Source organism: Variovorax sp. OAS795 (assembly GCF_040546685.1).
Taxonomy (GTDB): Bacteria; Pseudomonadota; Gammaproteobacteria; order Burkholderiales; family Burkholderiaceae_C; genus Variovorax.
The window spans coordinates 115,294-132,366 of record NZ_JBEPOH010000001.1 but is presented as its reverse complement, the minus strand read 5'-3'; the positions used below and the strand labels follow the sequence as shown (position 1 = coordinate 132,366).

General features: G+C 66.6%; 26 protein-coding genes. 23 read left to right on the top strand and 3 right to left on the bottom strand.

Annotated features, from left to right (window positions below; genetic code table 11):
- Positions 1-7 precede the first annotated feature (7 nt).
- The 12 genes from ABID97_RS00660 (at position 8) to ABID97_RS00605 (ending at position 6,470) form a co-directional block, all read left to right on the top strand.
- A complete protein-coding gene (locus ABID97_RS00660; protein WP_354396671.1) occupies positions 8-550 on the top strand; it encodes a hypothetical protein in 543 nt (180 codons plus the stop codon).
- 295 nt (positions 551-845) lie between these two features.
- Entirely contained in the window at positions 846-1,526 is a 681-nt protein-coding gene (rplC, locus tag ABID97_RS00655) for a 50S ribosomal protein L3 (protein ID WP_354396670.1), read from the top strand.
- A complete protein-coding gene (gene rplD / locus ABID97_RS00650) occupies positions 1,526-2,146 on the top strand; it encodes a 50S ribosomal protein L4 (RefSeq protein ID WP_013543942.1) in 621 nt (206 codons plus the stop codon). Before rplC ends, rplD begins: the two co-directional genes overlap by 1 nt.
- Positions 2,143-2,478, top strand: coding sequence for a 50S ribosomal protein L23 (rplW, locus tag ABID97_RS00645; RefSeq protein WP_007838129.1), 336 nt, complete (start codon positions 2,143-2,145; stop codon positions 2,476-2,478). Before rplD ends, rplW begins: the two co-directional genes overlap by 4 nt.
- A gap of 2 nt (positions 2,479-2,480) precedes the next feature.
- Positions 2,481-3,305: a 50S ribosomal protein L2 gene (gene rplB / locus ABID97_RS00640; protein ID WP_055807934.1), complete on the top strand. Its 825-nt coding sequence runs from the start codon at positions 2,481-2,483 to the stop codon at positions 3,303-3,305.
- A 10-nt stretch (positions 3,306-3,315) separates the two neighbouring features.
- A complete protein-coding gene (gene rpsS / locus ABID97_RS00635) occupies positions 3,316-3,594 on the top strand; it encodes a 30S ribosomal protein S19 (protein WP_007838132.1) in 279 nt (92 codons plus the stop codon).
- A 9-nt stretch (positions 3,595-3,603) separates the two neighbouring features.
- Positions 3,604-3,936, top strand: coding sequence for a 50S ribosomal protein L22 (gene rplV, locus ABID97_RS00630; protein ID WP_007838134.1), 333 nt, complete (start codon positions 3,604-3,606; stop codon positions 3,934-3,936).
- 17 nt (positions 3,937-3,953) lie between these two features.
- Complete coding sequence (gene rpsC / locus ABID97_RS00625; protein ID WP_354396669.1) at positions 3,954-4,880, top strand: 30S ribosomal protein S3; 927 nt, start codon at positions 3,954-3,956, stop codon at positions 4,878-4,880.
- A gap of 28 nt (positions 4,881-4,908) precedes the next feature.
- The gene (gene rplP / locus ABID97_RS00620; RefSeq protein ID WP_015867664.1) at positions 4,909-5,325 is read left to right on the top strand and encodes a 50S ribosomal protein L16; all 417 of its coding nucleotides are present in this window, start codon (positions 4,909-4,911) and stop codon (positions 5,323-5,325) included.
- 55 nt (positions 5,326-5,380) lie between these two features.
- Positions 5,381-5,590, top strand: coding sequence for a 50S ribosomal protein L29 (gene rpmC / locus ABID97_RS00615; protein WP_041946241.1), 210 nt, complete (start codon positions 5,381-5,383; stop codon positions 5,588-5,590).
- A 9-nt stretch (positions 5,591-5,599) separates the two neighbouring features.
- Positions 5,600-5,869 carry a 30S ribosomal protein S17 gene (gene rpsQ, locus ABID97_RS00610; protein ID WP_015867662.1) on the top strand — a complete coding sequence of 90 codons (270 nt, stop codon included), beginning with the start codon at positions 5,600-5,602 and terminating at the stop codon, positions 5,867-5,869.
- Positions 5,870-5,963: 94 nt separating this feature from the next.
- Entirely contained in the window at positions 5,964-6,470 is a 507-nt protein-coding gene (locus tag ABID97_RS00605) for a peroxiredoxin (RefSeq protein ID WP_354396668.1), read from the top strand.
- 7 nt (positions 6,471-6,477) lie between these two features.
- On the opposite strand, the gene ABID97_RS00600 is transcribed toward ABID97_RS00605, so the two are convergent.
- Positions 6,478-7,065 (bottom strand): GNAT family N-acetyltransferase, encoded by a 588-nt coding sequence (locus ABID97_RS00600; protein ID WP_354396667.1) that lies wholly within the window; start codon positions 7,063-7,065, stop codon positions 6,478-6,480.
- The gene (locus tag ABID97_RS00595; RefSeq protein WP_354396666.1) at positions 7,062-7,775 is read right to left on the bottom strand and encodes a cytochrome b/b6 domain-containing protein; all 714 of its coding nucleotides are present in this window, start codon (positions 7,773-7,775) and stop codon (positions 7,062-7,064) included. The genes ABID97_RS00600 and ABID97_RS00595 overlap by 4 nt, the downstream gene beginning before the upstream one ends.
- A 158-nt stretch (positions 7,776-7,933) precedes the next feature.
- Here ABID97_RS00595 and ABID97_RS00590 point away from each other — a divergent pair, with 158 nt between their 5' ends.
- Positions 7,934-8,380 carry a c-type cytochrome gene (locus tag ABID97_RS00590; RefSeq protein ID WP_354396665.1) on the top strand — a complete coding sequence of 149 codons (447 nt, stop codon included), beginning with the start codon at positions 7,934-7,936 and terminating at the stop codon, positions 8,378-8,380.
- Between the two features lie 97 nt (positions 8,381-8,477).
- Here the strand turns inward: ABID97_RS00590 and ABID97_RS00585 are convergent, their stop codons facing one another.
- Complete coding sequence (locus ABID97_RS00585) at positions 8,478-8,975, bottom strand: TlpA disulfide reductase family protein (RefSeq protein WP_354396664.1); 498 nt, start codon at positions 8,973-8,975, stop codon at positions 8,478-8,480.
- 109 nt (positions 8,976-9,084) lie between these two features.
- Between ABID97_RS00585 and ABID97_RS00580 the strand changes: the two genes are divergently transcribed.
- The 10 genes from ABID97_RS00580 to ABID97_RS00535 all read left to right on the top strand — a co-directional run bounded on the left by ABID97_RS00580 (position 9,085) and on the right by ABID97_RS00535 (position 17,071).
- Complete coding sequence (locus tag ABID97_RS00580; RefSeq protein ID WP_354396663.1) at positions 9,085-9,597, top strand: hypothetical protein; 513 nt, start codon at positions 9,085-9,087, stop codon at positions 9,595-9,597.
- A gap of 122 nt (positions 9,598-9,719) precedes the next feature.
- Positions 9,720-10,175, top strand: coding sequence for a PTS sugar transporter subunit IIA (locus ABID97_RS00575; RefSeq protein ID WP_354396662.1), 456 nt, complete (start codon positions 9,720-9,722; stop codon positions 10,173-10,175).
- A complete protein-coding gene (locus ABID97_RS00570; protein WP_354396661.1) occupies positions 10,144-10,413 on the top strand; it encodes an HPr family phosphocarrier protein in 270 nt (89 codons plus the stop codon). The genes ABID97_RS00575 and ABID97_RS00570 overlap by 32 nt, the downstream gene beginning before the upstream one ends.
- Complete coding sequence (gene ptsP, locus ABID97_RS00565; protein WP_354396660.1) at positions 10,410-12,203, top strand: phosphoenolpyruvate--protein phosphotransferase; 1,794 nt, start codon at positions 10,410-10,412, stop codon at positions 12,201-12,203. The genes ABID97_RS00570 and ptsP overlap by 4 nt, the downstream gene beginning before the upstream one ends.
- A 140-nt stretch (positions 12,204-12,343) precedes the next feature.
- Positions 12,344-12,715 (top strand): DUF4148 domain-containing protein, encoded by a 372-nt coding sequence (locus ABID97_RS00560; protein ID WP_354396659.1) that lies wholly within the window; start codon positions 12,344-12,346, stop codon positions 12,713-12,715.
- Positions 12,716-12,758: 43 nt separating this feature from the next.
- The gene (locus ABID97_RS00555) at positions 12,759-13,226 is read left to right on the top strand and encodes a Spy/CpxP family protein refolding chaperone (protein WP_354396658.1); all 468 of its coding nucleotides are present in this window, start codon (positions 12,759-12,761) and stop codon (positions 13,224-13,226) included.
- Between the two features lie 112 nt (positions 13,227-13,338).
- Positions 13,339-13,719, top strand: a complete 381-nt coding sequence (locus ABID97_RS00550; RefSeq protein WP_354396657.1) for a DUF4260 domain-containing protein — start codon at positions 13,339-13,341, stop codon at positions 13,717-13,719.
- A gap of 109 nt (positions 13,720-13,828) precedes the next feature.
- The gene (locus ABID97_RS00545; protein WP_354396656.1) at positions 13,829-14,530 is read left to right on the top strand and encodes a response regulator transcription factor; all 702 of its coding nucleotides are present in this window, start codon (positions 13,829-13,831) and stop codon (positions 14,528-14,530) included.
- The gene (locus ABID97_RS00540; RefSeq protein WP_354396655.1) at positions 14,527-15,921 is read left to right on the top strand and encodes a HAMP domain-containing sensor histidine kinase; all 1,395 of its coding nucleotides are present in this window, start codon (positions 14,527-14,529) and stop codon (positions 15,919-15,921) included. Before ABID97_RS00545 ends, ABID97_RS00540 begins: the two co-directional genes overlap by 4 nt.
- Before the next feature lie 106 nt (positions 15,922-16,027).
- Entirely contained in the window at positions 16,028-17,071 is a 1,044-nt protein-coding gene (locus ABID97_RS00535) for an NADP-dependent oxidoreductase (protein ID WP_354396654.1), read from the top strand.
- The last annotated feature ends 2 nt before the right edge of the window (positions 17,072-17,073 follow it).

Below are 17,073 nucleotides of genomic sequence, written 5' to 3'. Positions count from 1 at the left end.
GGCCGCCATGAATTTTCGACCGAACGCGATGATGGCCATCGCATGCCTCGCGCTGGTGGCGTTGCCGGGGCCGGCCGCGGCCGACGGCGATCCCGCGGCGCGCAGCGCGAAGCCCCGGCACCCGGGCGCGCAGCACCGCGCCGCGCCGATGACCACGGCACCGCAAAAGCCCGGAAGCTCCGGCGTGAAGCTCCAATACCGCGTCGACGCCGTACCGCGGGTGGGCCAGGCCACTCCCATCGTCTTGCAGTTCGACGACGTGACCGACCCCGAGGGCGCCACCGTGCGCCTGAGCGCCGACCGCGGATTGGCGATCCAGGGCGACAGCACGCTGGCGCTGCCGCCTGGCAAGCGAACCACCGCCACCGTCACCGTGGTGAGCGAGAGCGAAGGCCTGGCCTATCTCAACGTCTTCATCACCCAGGGCGGCGCCTCGAGCGCGGTGTCCGTCCCGGTCCAGACCGGCACGGGCGCGCCGGCCCTGAAGTCCTCCGGCGAGATGAAGCCGCAGCCCGATGGGGACAGCCTCATCACGATGCCCGTCAAATAGGCGAAATAGGCGAAATAGGCAAAAGGCAGTACAGGGCGGCCCCATTTCGGGCCTGGATGCGCCCCGCGGGCCGCTCCACAACGCTGCTTGCACAGCGCCCGCATCGCGGGCTATAATCGCTGGCTCTGCCCTTGGTGCGTCAATATGCGTGCGTATGCCTGCACATGAACGCCGTGGGAGCGGAGATTTATCAACCTTCTTTCGCAGGACGGGTCCCCCACCGGGGAATCGTCCAAACGCTGTCGCCAATTGAAGTGGCAGCGGCGAAGGAAGCTTCCATTTTTGGAGAAAACAAATGAGTCTGAGCAACTCCCTCGGGTTGCTGGGCCGCAAGGTGGGGATGATGCGTCTCTTCACCGATGACGGGGACGCAGTTCCTGTCACGGTGGTGGATGTGTCCAACAACCGTGTGACCCAGATCAAGTCGCAAGAGACCGACGGCTACGTCGCGCTGCAAGTGACGTTCGGTTCGCGCAAAGCATCGCGCGTGACCAAGCCGCAAGCCGGCCACCTCGCCAAGGCGGGTGTCGAAGCTGGCGAAATCATCCGCGAATTCCGCGTGACCGCCGATACCGCCGGCCAGCACAAGGCTGGCGGCGTCATTGCCGCGAGCAGCGTGTTCTCGGTGGGCCAGAAGGTCGACGTGCAAGGCACCTCGATCGGCAAGGGCTTCGCCGGCACCATCAAGCGCCACAACATGAGCTCGCAACGCGCGTCGCACGGCAACAGCCGTTCGCACAACGTTCCCGGCTCGATCGGCATGGCACAAGACCCCGGTCGCGTGTTCCCCGGCAAGCGCATGACGGGCCACCTCGGCGACGTCACCAAGACGACGCAGAACCTCGATGTGTTCCGCATCGACGAAGCGCGTCAACTGTTGCTCATCAAGGGCGCGATCCCGGGCGCAAAGGGTGGCTTCGTCACCGTGCGTCCCGCCATCAAGGCCAAGCCGCAAGCGGCTGAAGGAGCGAAGTAATGCAACTCGAACTCCTGAACGAACAAGGCCAGGCCGCGTCGAAGTACGACGCCCCCGAGACCGTGTTCGGCCGTGACTACAACGAAGACCTGGTCCACCAGATCGTCGTTGCATTCCAGGCCAACGCCCGCCAAGGCACGCGCGCCCAGAAGGACCGCGAGCAGGTCAAGCACTCGACCAAGAAGCCTTTCAAGCAAAAGGGAACGGGCCGCGCCCGTGCCGGTATGACGTCCTCGCCGCTGTGGCGCGGGGGTGGCCGGATCTTCCCGAACATGCCTGACGAAAACTTCTCGCAGAAGATCAACAAGAAGATGTACCGCGCCGGCATGGCCGCCATCTTCTCGCAGCTCGCTCGCGAAGGCCGTCTGGCCGTGGTGGATTCGCTGACCGTGGATTCGCCCAAGACGAAGCCGCTGGCAGCCCGTTTCAAGGCGATGAATCTCGAGTCCGTGCTCGTGATCGCCGAAGAAGTCGACGAAAACCTGTACCTTGCCTCGCGCAATCTGGTCAACATCCTCGTGGTCGAACCCCGCTACGCCGATCCGGTGTCGCTGGTCCACTACAAGAAGGTGCTGGTCACCAAGGGTGCCGTCGACAAGCTCAAGGAGATGTTCGCATGAGCCGCGTGAACCCTACCGCCGCTGAACGTACGTTCGAAGAAGGCCGCCTGATGGCGGTGCTGGTCGCCCCGATCGTGTCCGAAAAGGCCACGATGGTCGGCGAGAAGTCGAACGCTGTCACTTTCAAGGTGCTGCAAGACGCCACCAAGCCCGAGATCAAGGCCGCTGTCGAACTGATGTTCAAGGTCGAAGTCCAGGGCGTGTCGGTGCTCAACACCAAGGGCAAGACCAAGCGCTTTGGCAAGTCCATCGGCCGCCGCGACAACGTTCGCAAGGCCTATGTGACCCTGAAGCCCGGTCAAGAGCTCAACCTCGTCGGGGAAGGCGCTTAATCATGGCCGTCATCAAGATGAAACCCACTTCGCCGGGCCAACGCGGCGCGGTGAAGATCTCGCGGGACCACCTGTACAAGGGTGCCCCTCACGCGCCGTTGCTCGAGCCGCAGTTCCAGGCTGCCGGTCGCAACAACAACGGCCACATCACGATTCGCCATCGCGGCGGTGGTCACAAGCACCACTATCGCGTTGTCGACTTCGTGCGCAACAAGGACGGCATCCCGGCCAAGGTCGAACGCATCGAGTACGACCCGAACCGCACCGCCCACATTGCCCTGGTCTGCTACGCCGACGGCGAGCGCCGCTACATCATCGCCCCGCGCGGTCTTGAAGCCGGTGCAACGCTGCTGAGCGGTTCGGAAGCCCCGATCCGCGCCGGCAACACGCTGCCGATCCGCAACATTCCGGTCGGCTCGACGATCCACTGCATCGAACTGCAACCCGGCAAGGGCGCGCAGATCGCGCGTTCGGCCGGCACGTCGGCCACGCTGCTGGCTCGCGAAGGCGTCTACGCCCAGGTCCGCATGCGTTCGGGTGAGGTGCGCCGCATCCACATCGAATGCCGCGCCACCATCGGTGAAGTCGCGAACGAAGAGCACAGCCTGCGCCAACTCGGCAAGGCCGGTGTGAAGCGTCACATGGGTATTCGCCCGACCGTTCGCGGTGTGGTGATGAACCCGGTCGACCACCCGCACGGTGGTGGCGAAGGCAAGACCGGCGAAGGCCGCCATCCTGTCGACCCATGGGGCAACCTGACCAAGGGCTACCGTACCCGTAACAACAAGCGCACGCAGGTCTTCATCGTGTCGCGCCGCAAGAAGTAAGGGATAGCAAATGACTCGCTCTCTCAAAAAGGGTCCGTTTGTTGACCATCACCTCGTGGCCAAGGCCGACAAGGCTGTGACGACGAAGGACAAGAAGCCGATCAAGACCTGGTCGCGCCGCTCGATGGTTCTGCCCGAGTTCATCGGCCTGACCATTGCCGTGCACAACGGCAAGCAGCACGTGCCTGTCTACATCACCGACCAGATGGTCGGCCACAAGCTCGGCGAATTTGCGCTCACGCGCACGTTCAAGGGGCACCCCGCGGACAAGAAAGTCCAGAAGAAGTAAGGAACGACCATGTCTGAAACACGTGCAGTCCTCCGCGGTGTCCGCCTCTCGGTCGACAAGGGCCGTCTGGTCGCTGACCTGATCCGCGGCAAGAAGGTTGATCAAGCGCTCAACGTTCTGCAATTCACGCAGAAAAAAGCCGCTGTGATCATCAAGAAGGTGCTCGAGTCGGCAATTGCCAACGCCGAGCACAACGATGGCGCCGATATCGACGAGCTGAAGGTCAAGACCATCTACGTCGAACAGGGCGCAACGCTCAAGCGCTTCACCGCGCGAGCCAAGGGTCGCGGTAACCGCATCAGCAAGCCCACGTGCCATGTGTACGTGACGGTTGGCAACTAAGAACGCCTGGAAGAAATATGGGACAGAAAATCCATCCGACCGGCTTCCGCCTTGCGGTTACCCGTAATTGGTCCAGCCGCTGGTACGCAAGCGACCGCGATTTCGCGGGCATGCTGGCCGAAGACATCAAGGTTCGCGAATACCTGAAGAAGAAGCTGAAGAACGCTTCGGTGTCGCGCGTCATGATCGAGCGTCCCGCCAAGAACGCACGCATCACGATCTACTCGGCTCGTCCGGGCGTCGTGATCGGCAAGAAGGGCGAAGACATCGAGAACCTCAAGCGCGAACTGGGCAAGCAGCTCGGCGTGCCGGTGGCAGTGAACATCGAAGAAGTGCGCAAGCCCGAAATCGATGCCCAGCTGATCGCCGACAGCATCACGCAGCAGCTCGAAAAGCGGATCATGTTCCGCCGCGCCATGAAGCGCGCCATGCAGAACGCCATGCGTCTGGGTGCCCAAGGCATCAAGATCATGTCGGCTGGCCGCCTGAACGGCATCGAAATCGCTCGTACCGAGTGGTATCGCGAAGGTCGCGTGCCGCTCCACACGCTGCGCGCCGACATCGACTACGGCACCTCGGAAGCCAAGACCACCTACGGCGTCATCGGCGTCAAGGTCTGGGTCTACAAGGGCGACACGCTGGGTCGCAACGACCTGCCGGCCGTCGAAACGCCGCGTCCCGACGAAGAGCGTCGTCCGCGTGGTCCCCGCCGTGATGGCCGTCCTGGTGGCGACCGTCCGGGTGGCGACCGTCGTGGTCCCGGCCCCCGCGCCGGTGCCCGTGGTCCGATCGGTGGCAACACCGCCCCGGCCGACGGCAGCGACAAGCCCGCAGAAGCCACCGGTGGTGCTCCCGCAGCACCGGGTGCAGACTCGAAACCCGCCGTTAAGCGCGTCCGCAAAGCCGCGCCAGCTGCAGCAGCTGACGGTGCCAAGACCGAGTGATCGGTCTTAGAACTACGGAGTATTAAAAATGCTGCAACCTGCACGCAGAAAGTTCCGCAAGGAACAAAAGGGCCGCAACACCGGCGTCGCAACCCGGGGCAACTCGGTTGCCTTCGGTGACTTCGGTCTCAAATGCACCGACCGCGGCCGCCTCACGGCGCGCCAGATCGAAGCCGCTCGCCGCGCGATTTCGCGTCACGTGAAGCGTGGTGGCCGGATCTGGATCCGCGTGTTCCCGGACAAGCCGATCTCTACCAAGCCCGCCGAAGTGCGGATGGGTAACGGTAAGGGCAACCCCGAGTACTACGTCGCTGAAATCCAGCCTGGCAAGATCGTGTTCGAGATCGTCGGCGTGCCCGAAGAACTCGCCCGCGAAGCGTTCCGCCTGGCCGCCGCCAAGCTTCCGCTGCGTACGACGTTCGTCGCTCGCCAGCTCGGCGCCTGAGAGGAGAACATCCATGGCAACACGTAAGAAAAAAGAAACCGCGGCTCCGGCCAAGGTGACCAAGGCTGCAACGCTGCGCACGAAGGACGTCGCAGCACTGCAAACCGAAGTCAAGGAGCTGCAGAAGGCTCATTTCGGCCTGCGCATGCAGAAAGCCACGCAACAGCTGTCGAACACCTCGACGCTGCGCGTGACGCGCCGCGACATCGCACGCGCCAAGACCATTCTTGCTCAGAAGCAGCAAGAAACCCAAGCCGCCAAGTAAGGAGTGAACATGACGGAAGCTAAAAAATCCCTCAAGCGCACCTTGATCGGCAAGGTGGTCAGCGACAAGCGTGCCAAGACCGTGACCGTGCTGGTCGAGCGCCGTGTGAAGCACGAGCTCTACGGCAAGATCGTGGCCAAGACGAGCAAGTACCACGCCCATGACGAAAAGGGCGAGTACAAGCTTGGCGACACCATCGAGATCACGGAAAGCCGTCCGATCTCCAAGACCAAGAACTGGGTCGTGACCCGCCTGGTCGAGAAGGCCGTGCTGGTCTGATCACCGGTTGATCGACCTCGGGAAGCCTCTCGAAGGCAACCCATCCCGAAACGGCCCACAATGTGGGCCGTTTTTCTTTTTCAGGAGCATTCAGATGATCAAAGTCGGCGACACCCTTCCTTCGGCAACCCTGCAGGAATATTCCGAGGTCGAGGGCGAAGGCTGCAGCATCGGTCCGAACCCGGTGGACGTGAGCAAGGCCACGGCCGGCAAGACCATCGCGCTGTTCGCGCTGCCCGGTGCCTTCACGCCGACCTGCTCGGCCAAGCATGTGCCCGGCTATGTGCAGCACTTCGACGACTTCAAGGCCGCGGGCGTGGACGAGATCTGGTGCGTGAGCGTGAACGACGCCTTCGTGATGGGCGCCTGGGCGCGCGACCAGAAGACTGGCACCAAGGTGCGCATGCTGGCCGACGGCAGCGCCGATTTCGCCAAGGCGACCGGCCTCACGCTCGACCTGACCGGACGCGGCATGGGCCTGCGCAGCAACCGCTACTCCATGCTCGTGAAGGACGGCAAGGTCGCCGCGCTCAACGTCGAGGCGCCGGGCAAGTTCGAAGTCAGCAACGCCGAGACGCTGCTGGCCCAGGCCCGCGGCTGAGCGCCGGCTAAAGATCAGCCTTGAGGTAGTGCGCGCCCGCAATCGGGTTGTGATAGTAGGGCGGCACTTCCTCGAAGCCCAGGTCTTCGTAGAGCGCGCGGGCCGATTCCATGTCGTCCAGCGTGTCGAGCAGCACGCATGCGTAGCCGGCGCCGCGCGCCGCGTCCAGGATGGCTTCGGCAAGCTGCCGGCCGACGCCCAGCCCGCGAAAGCCGGGCCGCACGAACAGGCGCTTCATCTCGGCGGCATTGGCGTAGTCGGTGTTGTCCAGCGGACGCAGCGCGCAGCAGCCGGCGACGTGCGCCAGCGTTCCATTGGCGCGCACGAGCGTCGGGGCTTGTTGCCCCGCCGCTTCCTTGACATGGGCCGGGTCGACCAACGCGAGCAGCAACGCGCCGCGAGGCTCGGCATAGTCGCCCGGGAGCGTCGCGACTTCTTCCTCGAAGTTCTGGAAGCACAGGTCGATGTGCAGCGACGCGGCGTAGTCGCGAAAGATCGCGCGCGCGGCATCGAGCTCTGGCGCATCGTCCGGCGCAAGGAGCACGACCGCGGGCGTGTCGGCGAGCGGCAGGGGGCGCGAAACGGAAAAGCTCATACGCGCAGCGACGCTATCCAGTACGCGGCGCCCGCGCATACCGCAAACAGGACCAGCGCGAGGCCGCGCGAGATGGCGTCGTCGCGGCTCGGTGCCACCCGGCTGCCGGCGGGCCTGATCAGCTTGTCGCCGGAAACCATCGGCCGCACCAGGCGGTGCCGCTTGACCAGCACGTAGAAGAGCACGGCGAGCACGTGCAGGCTCACCAAGGCGATCACGATCGTCTTCCCTGCCCCTTTGTGCCAGCCCGTGGCCGCGCTCACCACCGCGCCGGAGACAAAGCGCGACAGCGGCCCTGCGGCGGAAATCTCGTCGTCCGCCACCAGCCCGGTTCCGACCTGCACGGCAAGTACCGCGAGCACGGCGAAGACCGACAGGGCGCCCAGCGGCGTGTGGCCGATCACATGGTCGGGATAGGCCCTTCCGCGCAGGTACGCCACGACGGAACCCGGGCCGTAGAAGAACGAGGCGAAGCGCGACCAGCGCCCGCCCACGAAACCCCACAGCAGGCGGAACAGCAGCAGGGCGAGCACCGCATAGCCCAGGCGGAAGTGCCATTCCATGATGCCGCCAAGGCCGGTCGCGATGAGGCCGAACACGGCGATGCTCAAGGCCCAGTGGAAAACCCGCGTCGGCAGATCCCAGATGCGCGCTCGGACGGGGGCGTCGGACGCTGCGGCCTGCATGGCGGCCACGGTGGAGTCGGTCATCGAAAGGGCATGGTGCGCAAAAACTGCGGAAGGCGCAGATTAGCAAACTCCGCGCCGCTGCATGCTTCGGGTTGTTGCTATGCGCGTTGCGACCGAAGCCCCTAAACTCGGCGCGGCACTGCCTTCGGCGGCGCCGCAATACCTACAAGAGGACCCCGATGATTCGACTTGCTTCGTTCGCGCTGGCTGCCGCCTGCGCCATGATCTCCGTGCCGGCTGCGGCCCAGTTCGCCAAGCCCGAAGACGCCGTCAAGTACCGCCAGAGCGCGCTGTTCGTGATGGGCCAGCATTTCGGCCGCATCGGTGCCATGGCCAATGGCCGCGTTCCGTACGACGCGGCGGCCGCCGTCGCCAACGCCGACATCGTGGCCGAAATGGCCAAGTTGCCGTGGACCGGATTCGGTGCCGGTGCCGAGGGTGGCAAGGCCAAGCCCGAGGTCTGGAAGGAAGGCGCGAAGTTCAAGGAGCACCAGGACAAGATGATCGCCGAGACCGGCAAGCTCGTCGTCGCGGCCAAGGCCGGCAACATCGATGCGCTCAAGGCGCAGTTCGGCGCCACGGCGGGCAGCTGCAAGGCCTGCCACGACAGCTTCCGCAACCAGTAAGCGGGGCTGCAACAAGGCAAAAGGCGCTCCATGGAGCGCCTTTTTTCATTCAGCGATTCCGCGTGGAACCGCAGCAGGCCTGGGGGCGAGCCAATGCTCAGGTTTCGGCGAGCAGCTTCTCGATCAGCTTGTGGAGTTCCGCGAAGTCGGGCTCGCCCACATAGCGCTTCACGATCTCGCCCTTCTTGTTGACCAGGTAGGTGGTCGGCGTGAGCTTCACGTCGCCCCAGGCCTGCGCCACGCTGCCGGTGTTGTCGATCGCGACCTTGAACGGCAGCTTGCGGGTCTCTGCAAAGTTGACGACGTAGCTCGGCGGGTCGTAGCTCATGGCCACCGCCAGCGTGTCGTAGCCCTTCGATTTGTACTTGTCGTAGGTGGCAATGACCTTCGGCATCTCGGCCACGCAGGTCACGCAGCTCGTGGCCCAGAAGTTGACCAGCGTCACCTTGCCCTTGAGGTCGTCCGTGCTCTTCTTGCTGCCGTCGAGCAGCACGAAGGTCGATGCGGGCGCCGTGGTGGCGCCGGACCCCAGGTAAACGCCCACGCCGGCGGCCAATGCAAGCGCGACGGCGGCGACGGCGATGTATTTTTTCATGGCAAGGGAAAGAGAGGGGCCACGTGATTTTAGTTCCGCCGGCCGGAACGTGCCGGGGCTCGATAATCGCCCTTCGATGCTGTCGCCCGCTCCCCGCTCCTGGCCCCTTTTGCCCGCCGCCGCTGCCGTTTTCGCGCTGGCCGCCTGCAGCCCCACCTTCAACTGGCGCGAGGTGCCGATCGCCGATGCCGGCCTGGTCGCGCTGCTGCCCTGCAAGCCCGACCGTGCCGAGCGCGCGCTGCCGCTCGGTGCCGAGTCGGTGCGGGTCGACATGGCCGGATGCGAGGCCGGCGGTGCCACGTTCGCCGTGGCGCACGCATCGGCCGCCGGCCCCGCGCAGGCCGAAGGCTGGCTCGAGGCATGGCGCGCCGCCATGCGCAACCAGCTCGGCGCGGCGCAGGTGACCGAGGCGCCGGCCGCCCTGCAGCGCGCCACCGCAATCCCGGCGCCGGTGCGGCTCGAATCGCAACCCGGCCAGCCGGGCGCCGCGCCCGTGCAGGTGCTCTGGTTCGCCCAATCGCAAAAGGACGGCAGCGTTGCGCTCTACCAGGCGACCGTGCTGGGGCGGCCCTCCAACCCGGAGGCCGCAAAGACTTTCTTCGAGGGATTGCGGCTGCCCTGAAACCGGTGCCATCGTGGCCGGCGGCCGGCTGGTGTGGCCGCTTTGCCGTCCTGCTGCGTTATGTCGTTTATCTACATCCCCTGGGCGCCCCCGCATAATCGGTGTGTCCTCCCCCGACCCGCATGAACAGCATCCTCATCATCGCCCACTCACCGCTCGCGCAGGCGCTGCGGCAGTGTGCGCTGCATGTGTTCCCCGACTGCGAGCAGGCCGTCGTCGCGCTCGACGTGCTGCCCAACGTCTCCCCGGAGGAAACGCTGGCCGCGGCCCGCATCACGCTCGAGCAGCAGCTCATCGCGCCCCGTTCGCAAGTGCTGGTGCTGGCCGACGTGTTCGGCGCAACCCCTTGCAACGTGGCGCAGAAGCTGGTGGACGGCGTCCGCTCGCGGCTGGTGGCGGGTGTCAACCTGCCGATGCTGCTGCGCGCAGTGACCTACCGCAACGAGCCGCTCGAGACGCTGGTGCAGCGCGCCATCGCGGGCGGCACGGCCGGTGTCATGCAGGTGGCCGTGGCCGCACCCCAGAATCAGGCGAAGAGAAAGCACAGTGATCAAGAAATCCGTGACCATCAGCAATAAGCTGGGCCTGCATGCACGCGCATCGGCCAAGCTCACCAAGATCGCAGGCAGCTATCCCTGCGAGGTGTGGCTCTCGCGCGGCGACCGCCGCATCAATGCCAAGAGCATCATGGGCGTCATGATGCTGGCGGCGGGCCTCGGCTCGACGGTCGAGCTCGAAACCAACGGCGAGCAGGAGCAAGAGGCCATGGACGCCATCGTCCAGCTCATGAACGACAAGTTCGGCGAAGGCGAATGACCTTCGCAGTCCACGGCCTCCCTGTTGCCCGTGGCATAGCCATCGGCCGCGCGGTGCTGGTGGTGTCCAGCCGCATCGACGTGGCCCACTACTTCATCAAGCCCGAGGAGATCGAGACCGAGATCGACCGGGTGCGCACCGCGCGCAACGCGGTGGCCGACGAGCTCGCCAAGCTGCAGGCCAACGTGGCGCTGATGGGTCCGAACGATGCGCCGCACGAGCTCGCCGCGCTGCTCGAAGTGCACCAGATGCTGCTGCAGGACGAGGCGCTCACCGGCGGCGTGAAGCACTGGATCACCGAGCGGCTGTACAACGCCGAATGGGCGCTGACCACGCAGCTCGAGATCATCGCGCGCCAGTTCGACGAGATGGAGGACGAGTACCTGCGCGAGCGCAAGGCCGACCTCGAGCAGGTGGTCGAGCGGCTGCTGCACCGCATGAAGGGCACGGCCGCGGTGCTCGCGCCGAGCCCTCCGCGCCGCAAGCGACCCGCGTCCGAGGACGACGACGATCCCACCGCCGGCGACGCCATCGACGCGCCGCTGGTGCTGATCGCGCACGACCTGTCGCCGGCCGACATGCTCCAGTTCAAGAAGAGCGTGTTCGCCGGCTTCGTGACCGACGTGGGCGGGCGCACCTCGCACACGGCCATCGTCGCGCGCAGCATGGACATTCCGGCCGTGGTGGGCGCGCGCACTGCGAGCCAGCTGGTGCGCCAGGACGACTGGGTGATCATCGACGGCGATGCCGGCGTGGTGATCGTCGACCCTTCGCCGATCATCCTGGCCGAGTACGGCTTCAAGCAGCGCCAGGGCGACCTCGAGCGCGGCCGGCTTGCGCGCCTGCGCCACAAGCCCGCGGTCACGCTCGACGGGCAGCGCGTTGAGCTGCTCGCCAACATCGAGATGCCCGAGGACACCGTCGGGGCCATGAAGGCCGGGGCGGTGGGCGTCGGGCTGTTCCGCAGCGAGTTTCTCTTCATGGGCCGCGAGTCGCAGCGCCAGACCCGCCTGCCTGACGAGGAAGAACAGTACCAGGCCTACAAGCGCGCGGTCGAGGGCATGCAGGGCATGCCGGTCACCATCCGCACCATAGACGTGGGCGCCGACAAGCCGATCGACGGCAAGGCGGCCAGCAAGCAGGAGCACCTGAACCCCGCGCTGGGCCTGCGCGCCATCCGCTGGAGCCTGGCGGACCCGGCCATGTTCCTCACCCAGTTGCGCGCCATCCTGCGCGCGGCGGCGCACGGCGAGATCCACCTGCTGATCCCGATGCTCGCGCACGCCAGCGAGATCCGCCAGACGCTCTCGCTGATCGACTTCGCGCGCACCGAGCTCGACAGCCGCGGCGCCGTGTACGGCCACGTGAAGCTCGGCGCGATGATCGAGATTCCGGCCGCGGCGCTCACGCTCAAGACCTTCCTCAAGTACTTCGACTTCCTGTCGATCGGCACCAACGACCTGATCCAGTACACGCTGGCCATCGACCGCGCCGACGAGGCCGTGGCCCACCTCTACGACCCCGCCCACCCTGCGGTGCTGAAGCTCGTGGCCGACACCATTGCCGAATGCCGCCGCCAGGGCAAGGGCGTGGCCGTGTGCGGCGAAATGGCCGGCGACGTCGCCTTCACGCGCCTCCTGCTCGGGCTCGGACTGCGCAGCTTCTCGATGCATCCGTCGCGCATCCTCGCCGTCAAGCAGGAAGTGCTGCGCGCCGACACCGGCAAGCTCGAAGCCTGGGCCAAGAGCGTGCTCGAGTCGGACGATCCCGCCGCCGCCCTGGCCGGGTAGGTAGTGCTTCCTCATTCGATTCGCCCGGCGGCAGGGCGAGTCGACATAAAACGAAACACGCCGAAACGGCGGTGAAAGGACTTGCGCAGGCGCCGCAAGCACCATCAGGTCTCCTCTTCCACGACAGAAAGGCCTGAAACATGAACGCTCTCTCCCTGACCCAACTCGTCGCCGTCGGCTCCTTCGCCATGCTGGCCGCGGCCGGCGCCAACGCCGAAACCTACGAAGGCGTCCAGCCGCTCGCATCGGCCATGAGCCGCGCTGAAGTCAACGCCGAAGCCGTGCGCACTGCCTCCGCACCGAACCAGAACGTGGTGCGCGGCTCGCGCGGCGCCGAGACCATGGCCATCTCGAGAGACCGGGCCGGCGTCGTCTACGAGGCCATGCGCACCGCCGCCGCCCCCGACCAGAACGTGAGCTCGGGCTCGCGCGTGAACAGCAAGGTCATCTCGACGCTGCAGAACCCGCTGGATGCGCGTGCCGCAGCCGCCGGCAACAGCAACAAGCTTTAAGTCTCACGCCCAGGGGCGATGCCCCCGGGCCGCAAGGAACATCATGAAACACTGGATCAAACGCACTCTCTTCGGTTTCGCAGGCTTGGCCGTGGTGGCGGGCAGCATCGCGGGCTGCGCCGGCCACCGGCATGGCTGGGGCAGCGGCGATCCCGCCGAGTTCCGCACCCGGATGGTCGAGCGCGTCGGCAGCAAGCTGGAGCTCGATGCGCTGCAAAAGCAGAAGCTCACGGCGTTGGCCGAGAAACTGCAGGCCCAGCGCGAAGCCATGCGCGGTGCGGGAGGTGCGGGCGATCCGCGCTCGCAGTTCAAGGCGCTGTTCGCGGGCAACAAGCTGGACCAGGCCGGCGCCGCGCGGCTGGTCGACGAGAAGACCGCGGCCGTGCGCAGCGGCAGCCCTGAAATCATCGCCGCCGCCGCCGATTTCTTCGACAGCCTGAACGCCGCGCAGCAGCAGAAGGTGCGCGACTTCATGGACCGTGGCGGACGCCGCTGGGGCCATCGTGGCTAGGCTTGGCTCACCCCCAGGCTTCGCGCACTTCGTGTCGCTTCGCCAACCCCCCGCAAGGGGGCGATACCTGCGGCCCGGCCAAACCGGTCCCACGGTATCCCACGACCAGGCAGTGGCAGCGACGGGTGGCGTGCGCCTGCTGCTGCGAGCAGAAGGCGTGGTGGTTCTCGCCGCATCGCTCGCCGCCTACGCGCAGTTCGGTGGCGGCTGGGGCGTATTCGCACTCTGGCTGCTGGCGCCCGATCTCGCGATGCTGGGCTATCTGGCCGGGCCGCGCATCGGCGCCGCTTTCTACAACGCCACGCACTCGTACTTCGGCGCCGTGGGGCTGTTGGCTCTCGGCGCGCTCGCGGCCATCCCCTGGGCCGTGGCCGGCGGCCTGATCTGGTGCGCCCACATCGGCCTCGATCGCGCGCTGGGCTACGGCCTCAAGTACGGCGCAGGCTTCGGCGCGACGCATCTGGGCCGCATCGGACGGGCCGATCCGTGGTGAGCGCCGTGAAAGCCGCGCGGTGCCACGCCTTGCAGCGGACGGAAACTGCGCAGCAATGCCCGCGGGCCTGATCGTCAGCCAGCTGTTCGCCAGGAGGCACAATCCCGCCATGCCGCGCATCCTGCTGATCGACGACGACGAACACCTCGCCGCGCCGCTGACCACCTACTTCGCACGCTTCGGCTGCACGCTCGAGAGCGCCGTGCGCCCGAGCGAGGGGCTCGCGAAGCTGCGTGCCGGCCAGTACGACGCCGCGATCCTCGACGTGATGCTGCCCGAGATGGACGGCTTCGCTTTGTGCCGCGAGATCCGCAAGGAGAGCGACATCCCGATCGTGATGCTCACCGCGCGCGGCGAGGTGATGGACCGCGTGGTCGGCCTGGAGCTCGGCGCCGACGACTACGTGCCCAAGCCCTTCGAGCCGCGTGAACTGGTGGCGCGCGTGCAGACCATCCTGCGGCGCCAGCGCAGCGTGCCCGCCGCGCCGGCCAACGGCGCCGGCGCGCAGCACCGCGTGTTCGACGGCCTGTCGATCGACCTGGACCGGCGGCAGGTGCTGCGCCATGGCGAGCGCGTGGAACTCACCGGCACCGAGTTCGAGCTGCTCGCGCTGCTGGCGGCCGAACCCGGCAAGGTGTTCAGCCGCGACGACATCCTGAACCGCCTGCGCGGCCATGAAGCCGAGCTCTACACCCGCGCGGTCGACATCGTGGTGAGCCGCCTGCGCAAGAAGCTCGAGCCCCTGGACTGCATCAAGACGTTGCGCAACGCCGGCTATGCGCTGGCCGTCGCGCGCAGCGAACCCGCATGAGATCCCGCCGGGGAGACTGGCGCAAGGCCTGGCGCGAGATGGGCTGCCGCCGCGCCGAACTGCACAGGCAATGGCACGAGCAATTTCACGAGAAGGTGCAGGGCAAGCGCCGCTGGCGGCGCTCGCTGCGCATCCGGCTTGTCATGATGTTCCTGCTCCTGGCCGTGGTGATGGCCGTGGTGTTCATGGGCGGCATGAAGAAGTCCTTCTCCACCGGGTGGGCCGAGGCCGCCAAGCCGATGCTGGTGGACTACGCCGACCGGCTCGTCGCCGAGATCGGTACGCCCCCCGACATCGCGCGTGCGCAGGCACTGGTGAACCGTCTGCCGATCACGATCCGCATCGTGGGCCCCAAGGTCAACTGGGATTCCAACCCCGCAGGCGCCAACGGCCGTGGCGGATGGATGCAGCACCTCGACGAGGATCCGCTGAACGACAAGTGGTTCATCCGTCCGACGGCCGACGGCCACCGCGTGGTCTTCGGCTGGGCGCCCAAGCTCTGGCAGCTGGCCCCGCGTGCCGCGGGCTGGGCCACGCTGTGCACGCTGCTGCTGCTCATGGTGCTGGGCTACGTCTACGTGAGCCGCCTGCTGCGTCCGCTGATCGACATCCGCGAAGGCGCGCAGCGGTTCGGCCGCGGCGAGTTCACGCAGCCGATCCCGATCCGCCAGAACGACGATCTCGGCGACCTGGCGGCGCACATCAACACCATGGCCGACGACATCCAGGCCATGCTCGATGCCAAGCGCGGCCTGCTGCTGGCGCTGAGCCACGAGCTGCGTTCGCCGCTCACGCGGGCCCGGCTCAATGCCGAACTGCTGCCCGCCACGCCCGAAGGCGCGGCCGAGCGCGAGGCGCTGCTGCGCGACCTGAACGAGATGCGCGACCTGATCAGCGACCTGCTCGAGAGCGAGCGCCTCGCGAGCCCGCATGCGGCGCTGCAGCGCGAGCCCGTCGACCTGGCCGTGCTGGTGCGTGAAATCGTCGCCGAGATGCCGGGCGCGCAGCAGGTGCACCTCGACCTCGCGGAACGCCTGCCGGCGCATGCGGTCGACCGTATGCGCTTTCGCCTGCTGCTGCGCAACCTGCTGGACAACGCCTTGCGCTACAGCGCCGACGCGCCGCGGCCGCCTTGCGTGTCGCTGCGTGCCGTGGTCGATGGCAAGGACCAGGGCGCCGAGCTGGAGATACGCGACCACGGACCGGGTGTCGACGAAGCCCAGCTCGAGCGGCTGACCGAGCCCTTCTATCGCACCGATGGCGCGCGGGCGCGTGCGACCGGCGGCGTGGGCCTGGGCATGTACCTGTGCCGGCTGATTGCCGAAGCGCATGGCGGCAGCCTCGTGGTGCGCAACGCGCATCCCGGGCTGCAGATCGTCGTGCGCATCTAGCGTTCGGCCGCGTGCTTTGCGCTGTCGCCTGCGCTACCAGCCGGGGCCTTGGGCGGGGCTACGATGCGCCTCCGTGCCAGCGCCCGTCAATCAAGGAGACACCCCCATGAGCAGCTCACTCGTCAACCACCAGGTCCGCCTCGCCAAGCGCCCCGAGGCCACCGCCACCCGAGAGAACTGGAAGTTCACCACCGAGCCCGTCGGCGAACCGGCCGAGGGCGGGGTGCTGGTCAAGACGCTGTCGCTGTCGCTGGACCCCGCCATGCGCGGCTGGCTCAACGATGCCAAGAGCTACATCGCGCCCGTGGCCATCGACGAAGTGATGCGAGCCGGCGGCGTCGGCCGCGTCATCGCTTCGAAGAGCCCCGACTTAGCCGTGGGCGACACCGTCTACGGCACCCTGGGCGTGCAGGAATACATCCTCATTCCGCAGGACCAGGTCAAGCGCAACGGCCTCGTGAAGATCGAGCTCGGGGTTGGCACCATCAACCAGTGGCTCAACGTGCTCGGCATGCCCGGCATGACCGGCTACTTCGGCCTGATGGACGTGGGCCAGCCCAAAGCGGGCGAAACCGTCGTCATCTCCGGCGCGGCCGGTGCGGTGGGGCAGACCGTGGGCCAGCTCGCCAAGATCAAGGGCTGCCGCGTGGTCGGCATCGCGGGCGGCGCCGCCAAGTGCGACTGGGTGGTGAAGGAGCTGGGTTTCGATGCTTGCATCGACTACAAGGCCGGTGCCGGCGCAGTGCGCGACGGGCTCAAGGCGCATTGCCCGAAGGGCGTCGACATCTACTTCGACAACGTGGGCGGCGAAATCCTCGACGCGGTGCTGGCGCGGCTCGCGCGCAAGGCCCGCGTGATCATCTGCGGCGCCATCAGCCAGTACAACAACGCCAACAGCATGCCGGGCGCCGGTCCCAAGAACTACCTGAGCCTGCTGGTGAACCGCGCGCGCATGGAAGGCATCGTGGTGTTCGACTACGCCGACCGGTACCCGATCGCCATCGCCGAGATGGCCGGCTACCTGAAGGACGGGCGCATGAAGAGCAAGGAGGACGTCGTGAAAGGTATCGACACGTTCCCCGAGTCGCTCAACAAGCTGTTTGCGGGGGAGAACTTCGGCAAGCTGATCCTGCAGGTGGCCGAGGACTGACG

What these genes read in the sequence shown, in the direction of transcription:
- ABID97_RS00660 (WP_354396671.1), top strand. Translation starts at nt 8, where the DNA reads ATGAATTTTCGACCGAACGCGATGATGGCCATCGCATGCCTCGCGCTG.
- rplC (WP_354396670.1), top strand. Translation starts at nt 846, where the DNA reads ATGAGTCTGAGCAACTCCCTCGGGTTGCTGGGCCGCAAGGTGGGGATG.
- rplD (WP_013543942.1), top strand. Translation starts at nt 1,526, where the DNA reads ATGCAACTCGAACTCCTGAACGAACAAGGCCAGGCCGCGTCGAAGTAC.
- rplW (WP_007838129.1), top strand. Translation starts at nt 2,143, where the DNA reads ATGAGCCGCGTGAACCCTACCGCCGCTGAACGTACGTTCGAAGAAGGC.
- rplB (WP_055807934.1), top strand. Translation starts at nt 2,481, where the DNA reads ATGGCCGTCATCAAGATGAAACCCACTTCGCCGGGCCAACGCGGCGCG.
- rpsS (WP_007838132.1), top strand. Translation starts at nt 3,316, where the DNA reads ATGACTCGCTCTCTCAAAAAGGGTCCGTTTGTTGACCATCACCTCGTG.
- rplV (WP_007838134.1), top strand. Translation starts at nt 3,604, where the DNA reads ATGTCTGAAACACGTGCAGTCCTCCGCGGTGTCCGCCTCTCGGTCGAC.
- rpsC (WP_354396669.1), top strand. Translation starts at nt 3,954, where the DNA reads ATGGGACAGAAAATCCATCCGACCGGCTTCCGCCTTGCGGTTACCCGT.
- rplP (WP_015867664.1), top strand. Translation starts at nt 4,909, where the DNA reads ATGCTGCAACCTGCACGCAGAAAGTTCCGCAAGGAACAAAAGGGCCGC.
- rpsQ (WP_015867662.1), top strand. Translation starts at nt 5,600, where the DNA reads ATGACGGAAGCTAAAAAATCCCTCAAGCGCACCTTGATCGGCAAGGTG.
- ABID97_RS00605 (WP_354396668.1), top strand. Translation starts at nt 5,964, where the DNA reads ATGATCAAAGTCGGCGACACCCTTCCTTCGGCAACCCTGCAGGAATAT.
- ABID97_RS00600 (WP_354396667.1), bottom strand. Translation starts at nt 7,065, where the DNA reads ATGAGCTTTTCCGTTTCGCGCCCCCTGCCGCTCGCCGACACGCCCGCG.
- ABID97_RS00595 (WP_354396666.1), bottom strand. Translation starts at nt 7,775, where the DNA reads ATGACCGACTCCACCGTGGCCGCCATGCAGGCCGCAGCGTCCGACGCC.
- ABID97_RS00590 (WP_354396665.1), top strand. Translation starts at nt 7,934, where the DNA reads ATGATTCGACTTGCTTCGTTCGCGCTGGCTGCCGCCTGCGCCATGATC.
- ABID97_RS00585 (WP_354396664.1), bottom strand. Translation starts at nt 8,975, where the DNA reads ATGAAAAAATACATCGCCGTCGCCGCCGTCGCGCTTGCATTGGCCGCC.
- ABID97_RS00575 (WP_354396662.1), top strand. Translation starts at nt 9,720, where the DNA reads ATGAACAGCATCCTCATCATCGCCCACTCACCGCTCGCGCAGGCGCTG.
- ptsP (WP_354396660.1), top strand. Translation starts at nt 10,410, where the DNA reads ATGACCTTCGCAGTCCACGGCCTCCCTGTTGCCCGTGGCATAGCCATC.
- ABID97_RS00560 (WP_354396659.1), top strand. Translation starts at nt 12,344, where the DNA reads ATGAACGCTCTCTCCCTGACCCAACTCGTCGCCGTCGGCTCCTTCGCC.
- ABID97_RS00555 (WP_354396658.1), top strand. Translation starts at nt 12,759, where the DNA reads ATGAAACACTGGATCAAACGCACTCTCTTCGGTTTCGCAGGCTTGGCC.
- ABID97_RS00545 (WP_354396656.1), top strand. Translation starts at nt 13,829, where the DNA reads ATGCCGCGCATCCTGCTGATCGACGACGACGAACACCTCGCCGCGCCG.
- ABID97_RS00540 (WP_354396655.1), top strand. Translation starts at nt 14,527, where the DNA reads ATGAGATCCCGCCGGGGAGACTGGCGCAAGGCCTGGCGCGAGATGGGC.
- ABID97_RS00535 (WP_354396654.1), top strand. Translation starts at nt 16,028, where the DNA reads ATGAGCAGCTCACTCGTCAACCACCAGGTCCGCCTCGCCAAGCGCCCC.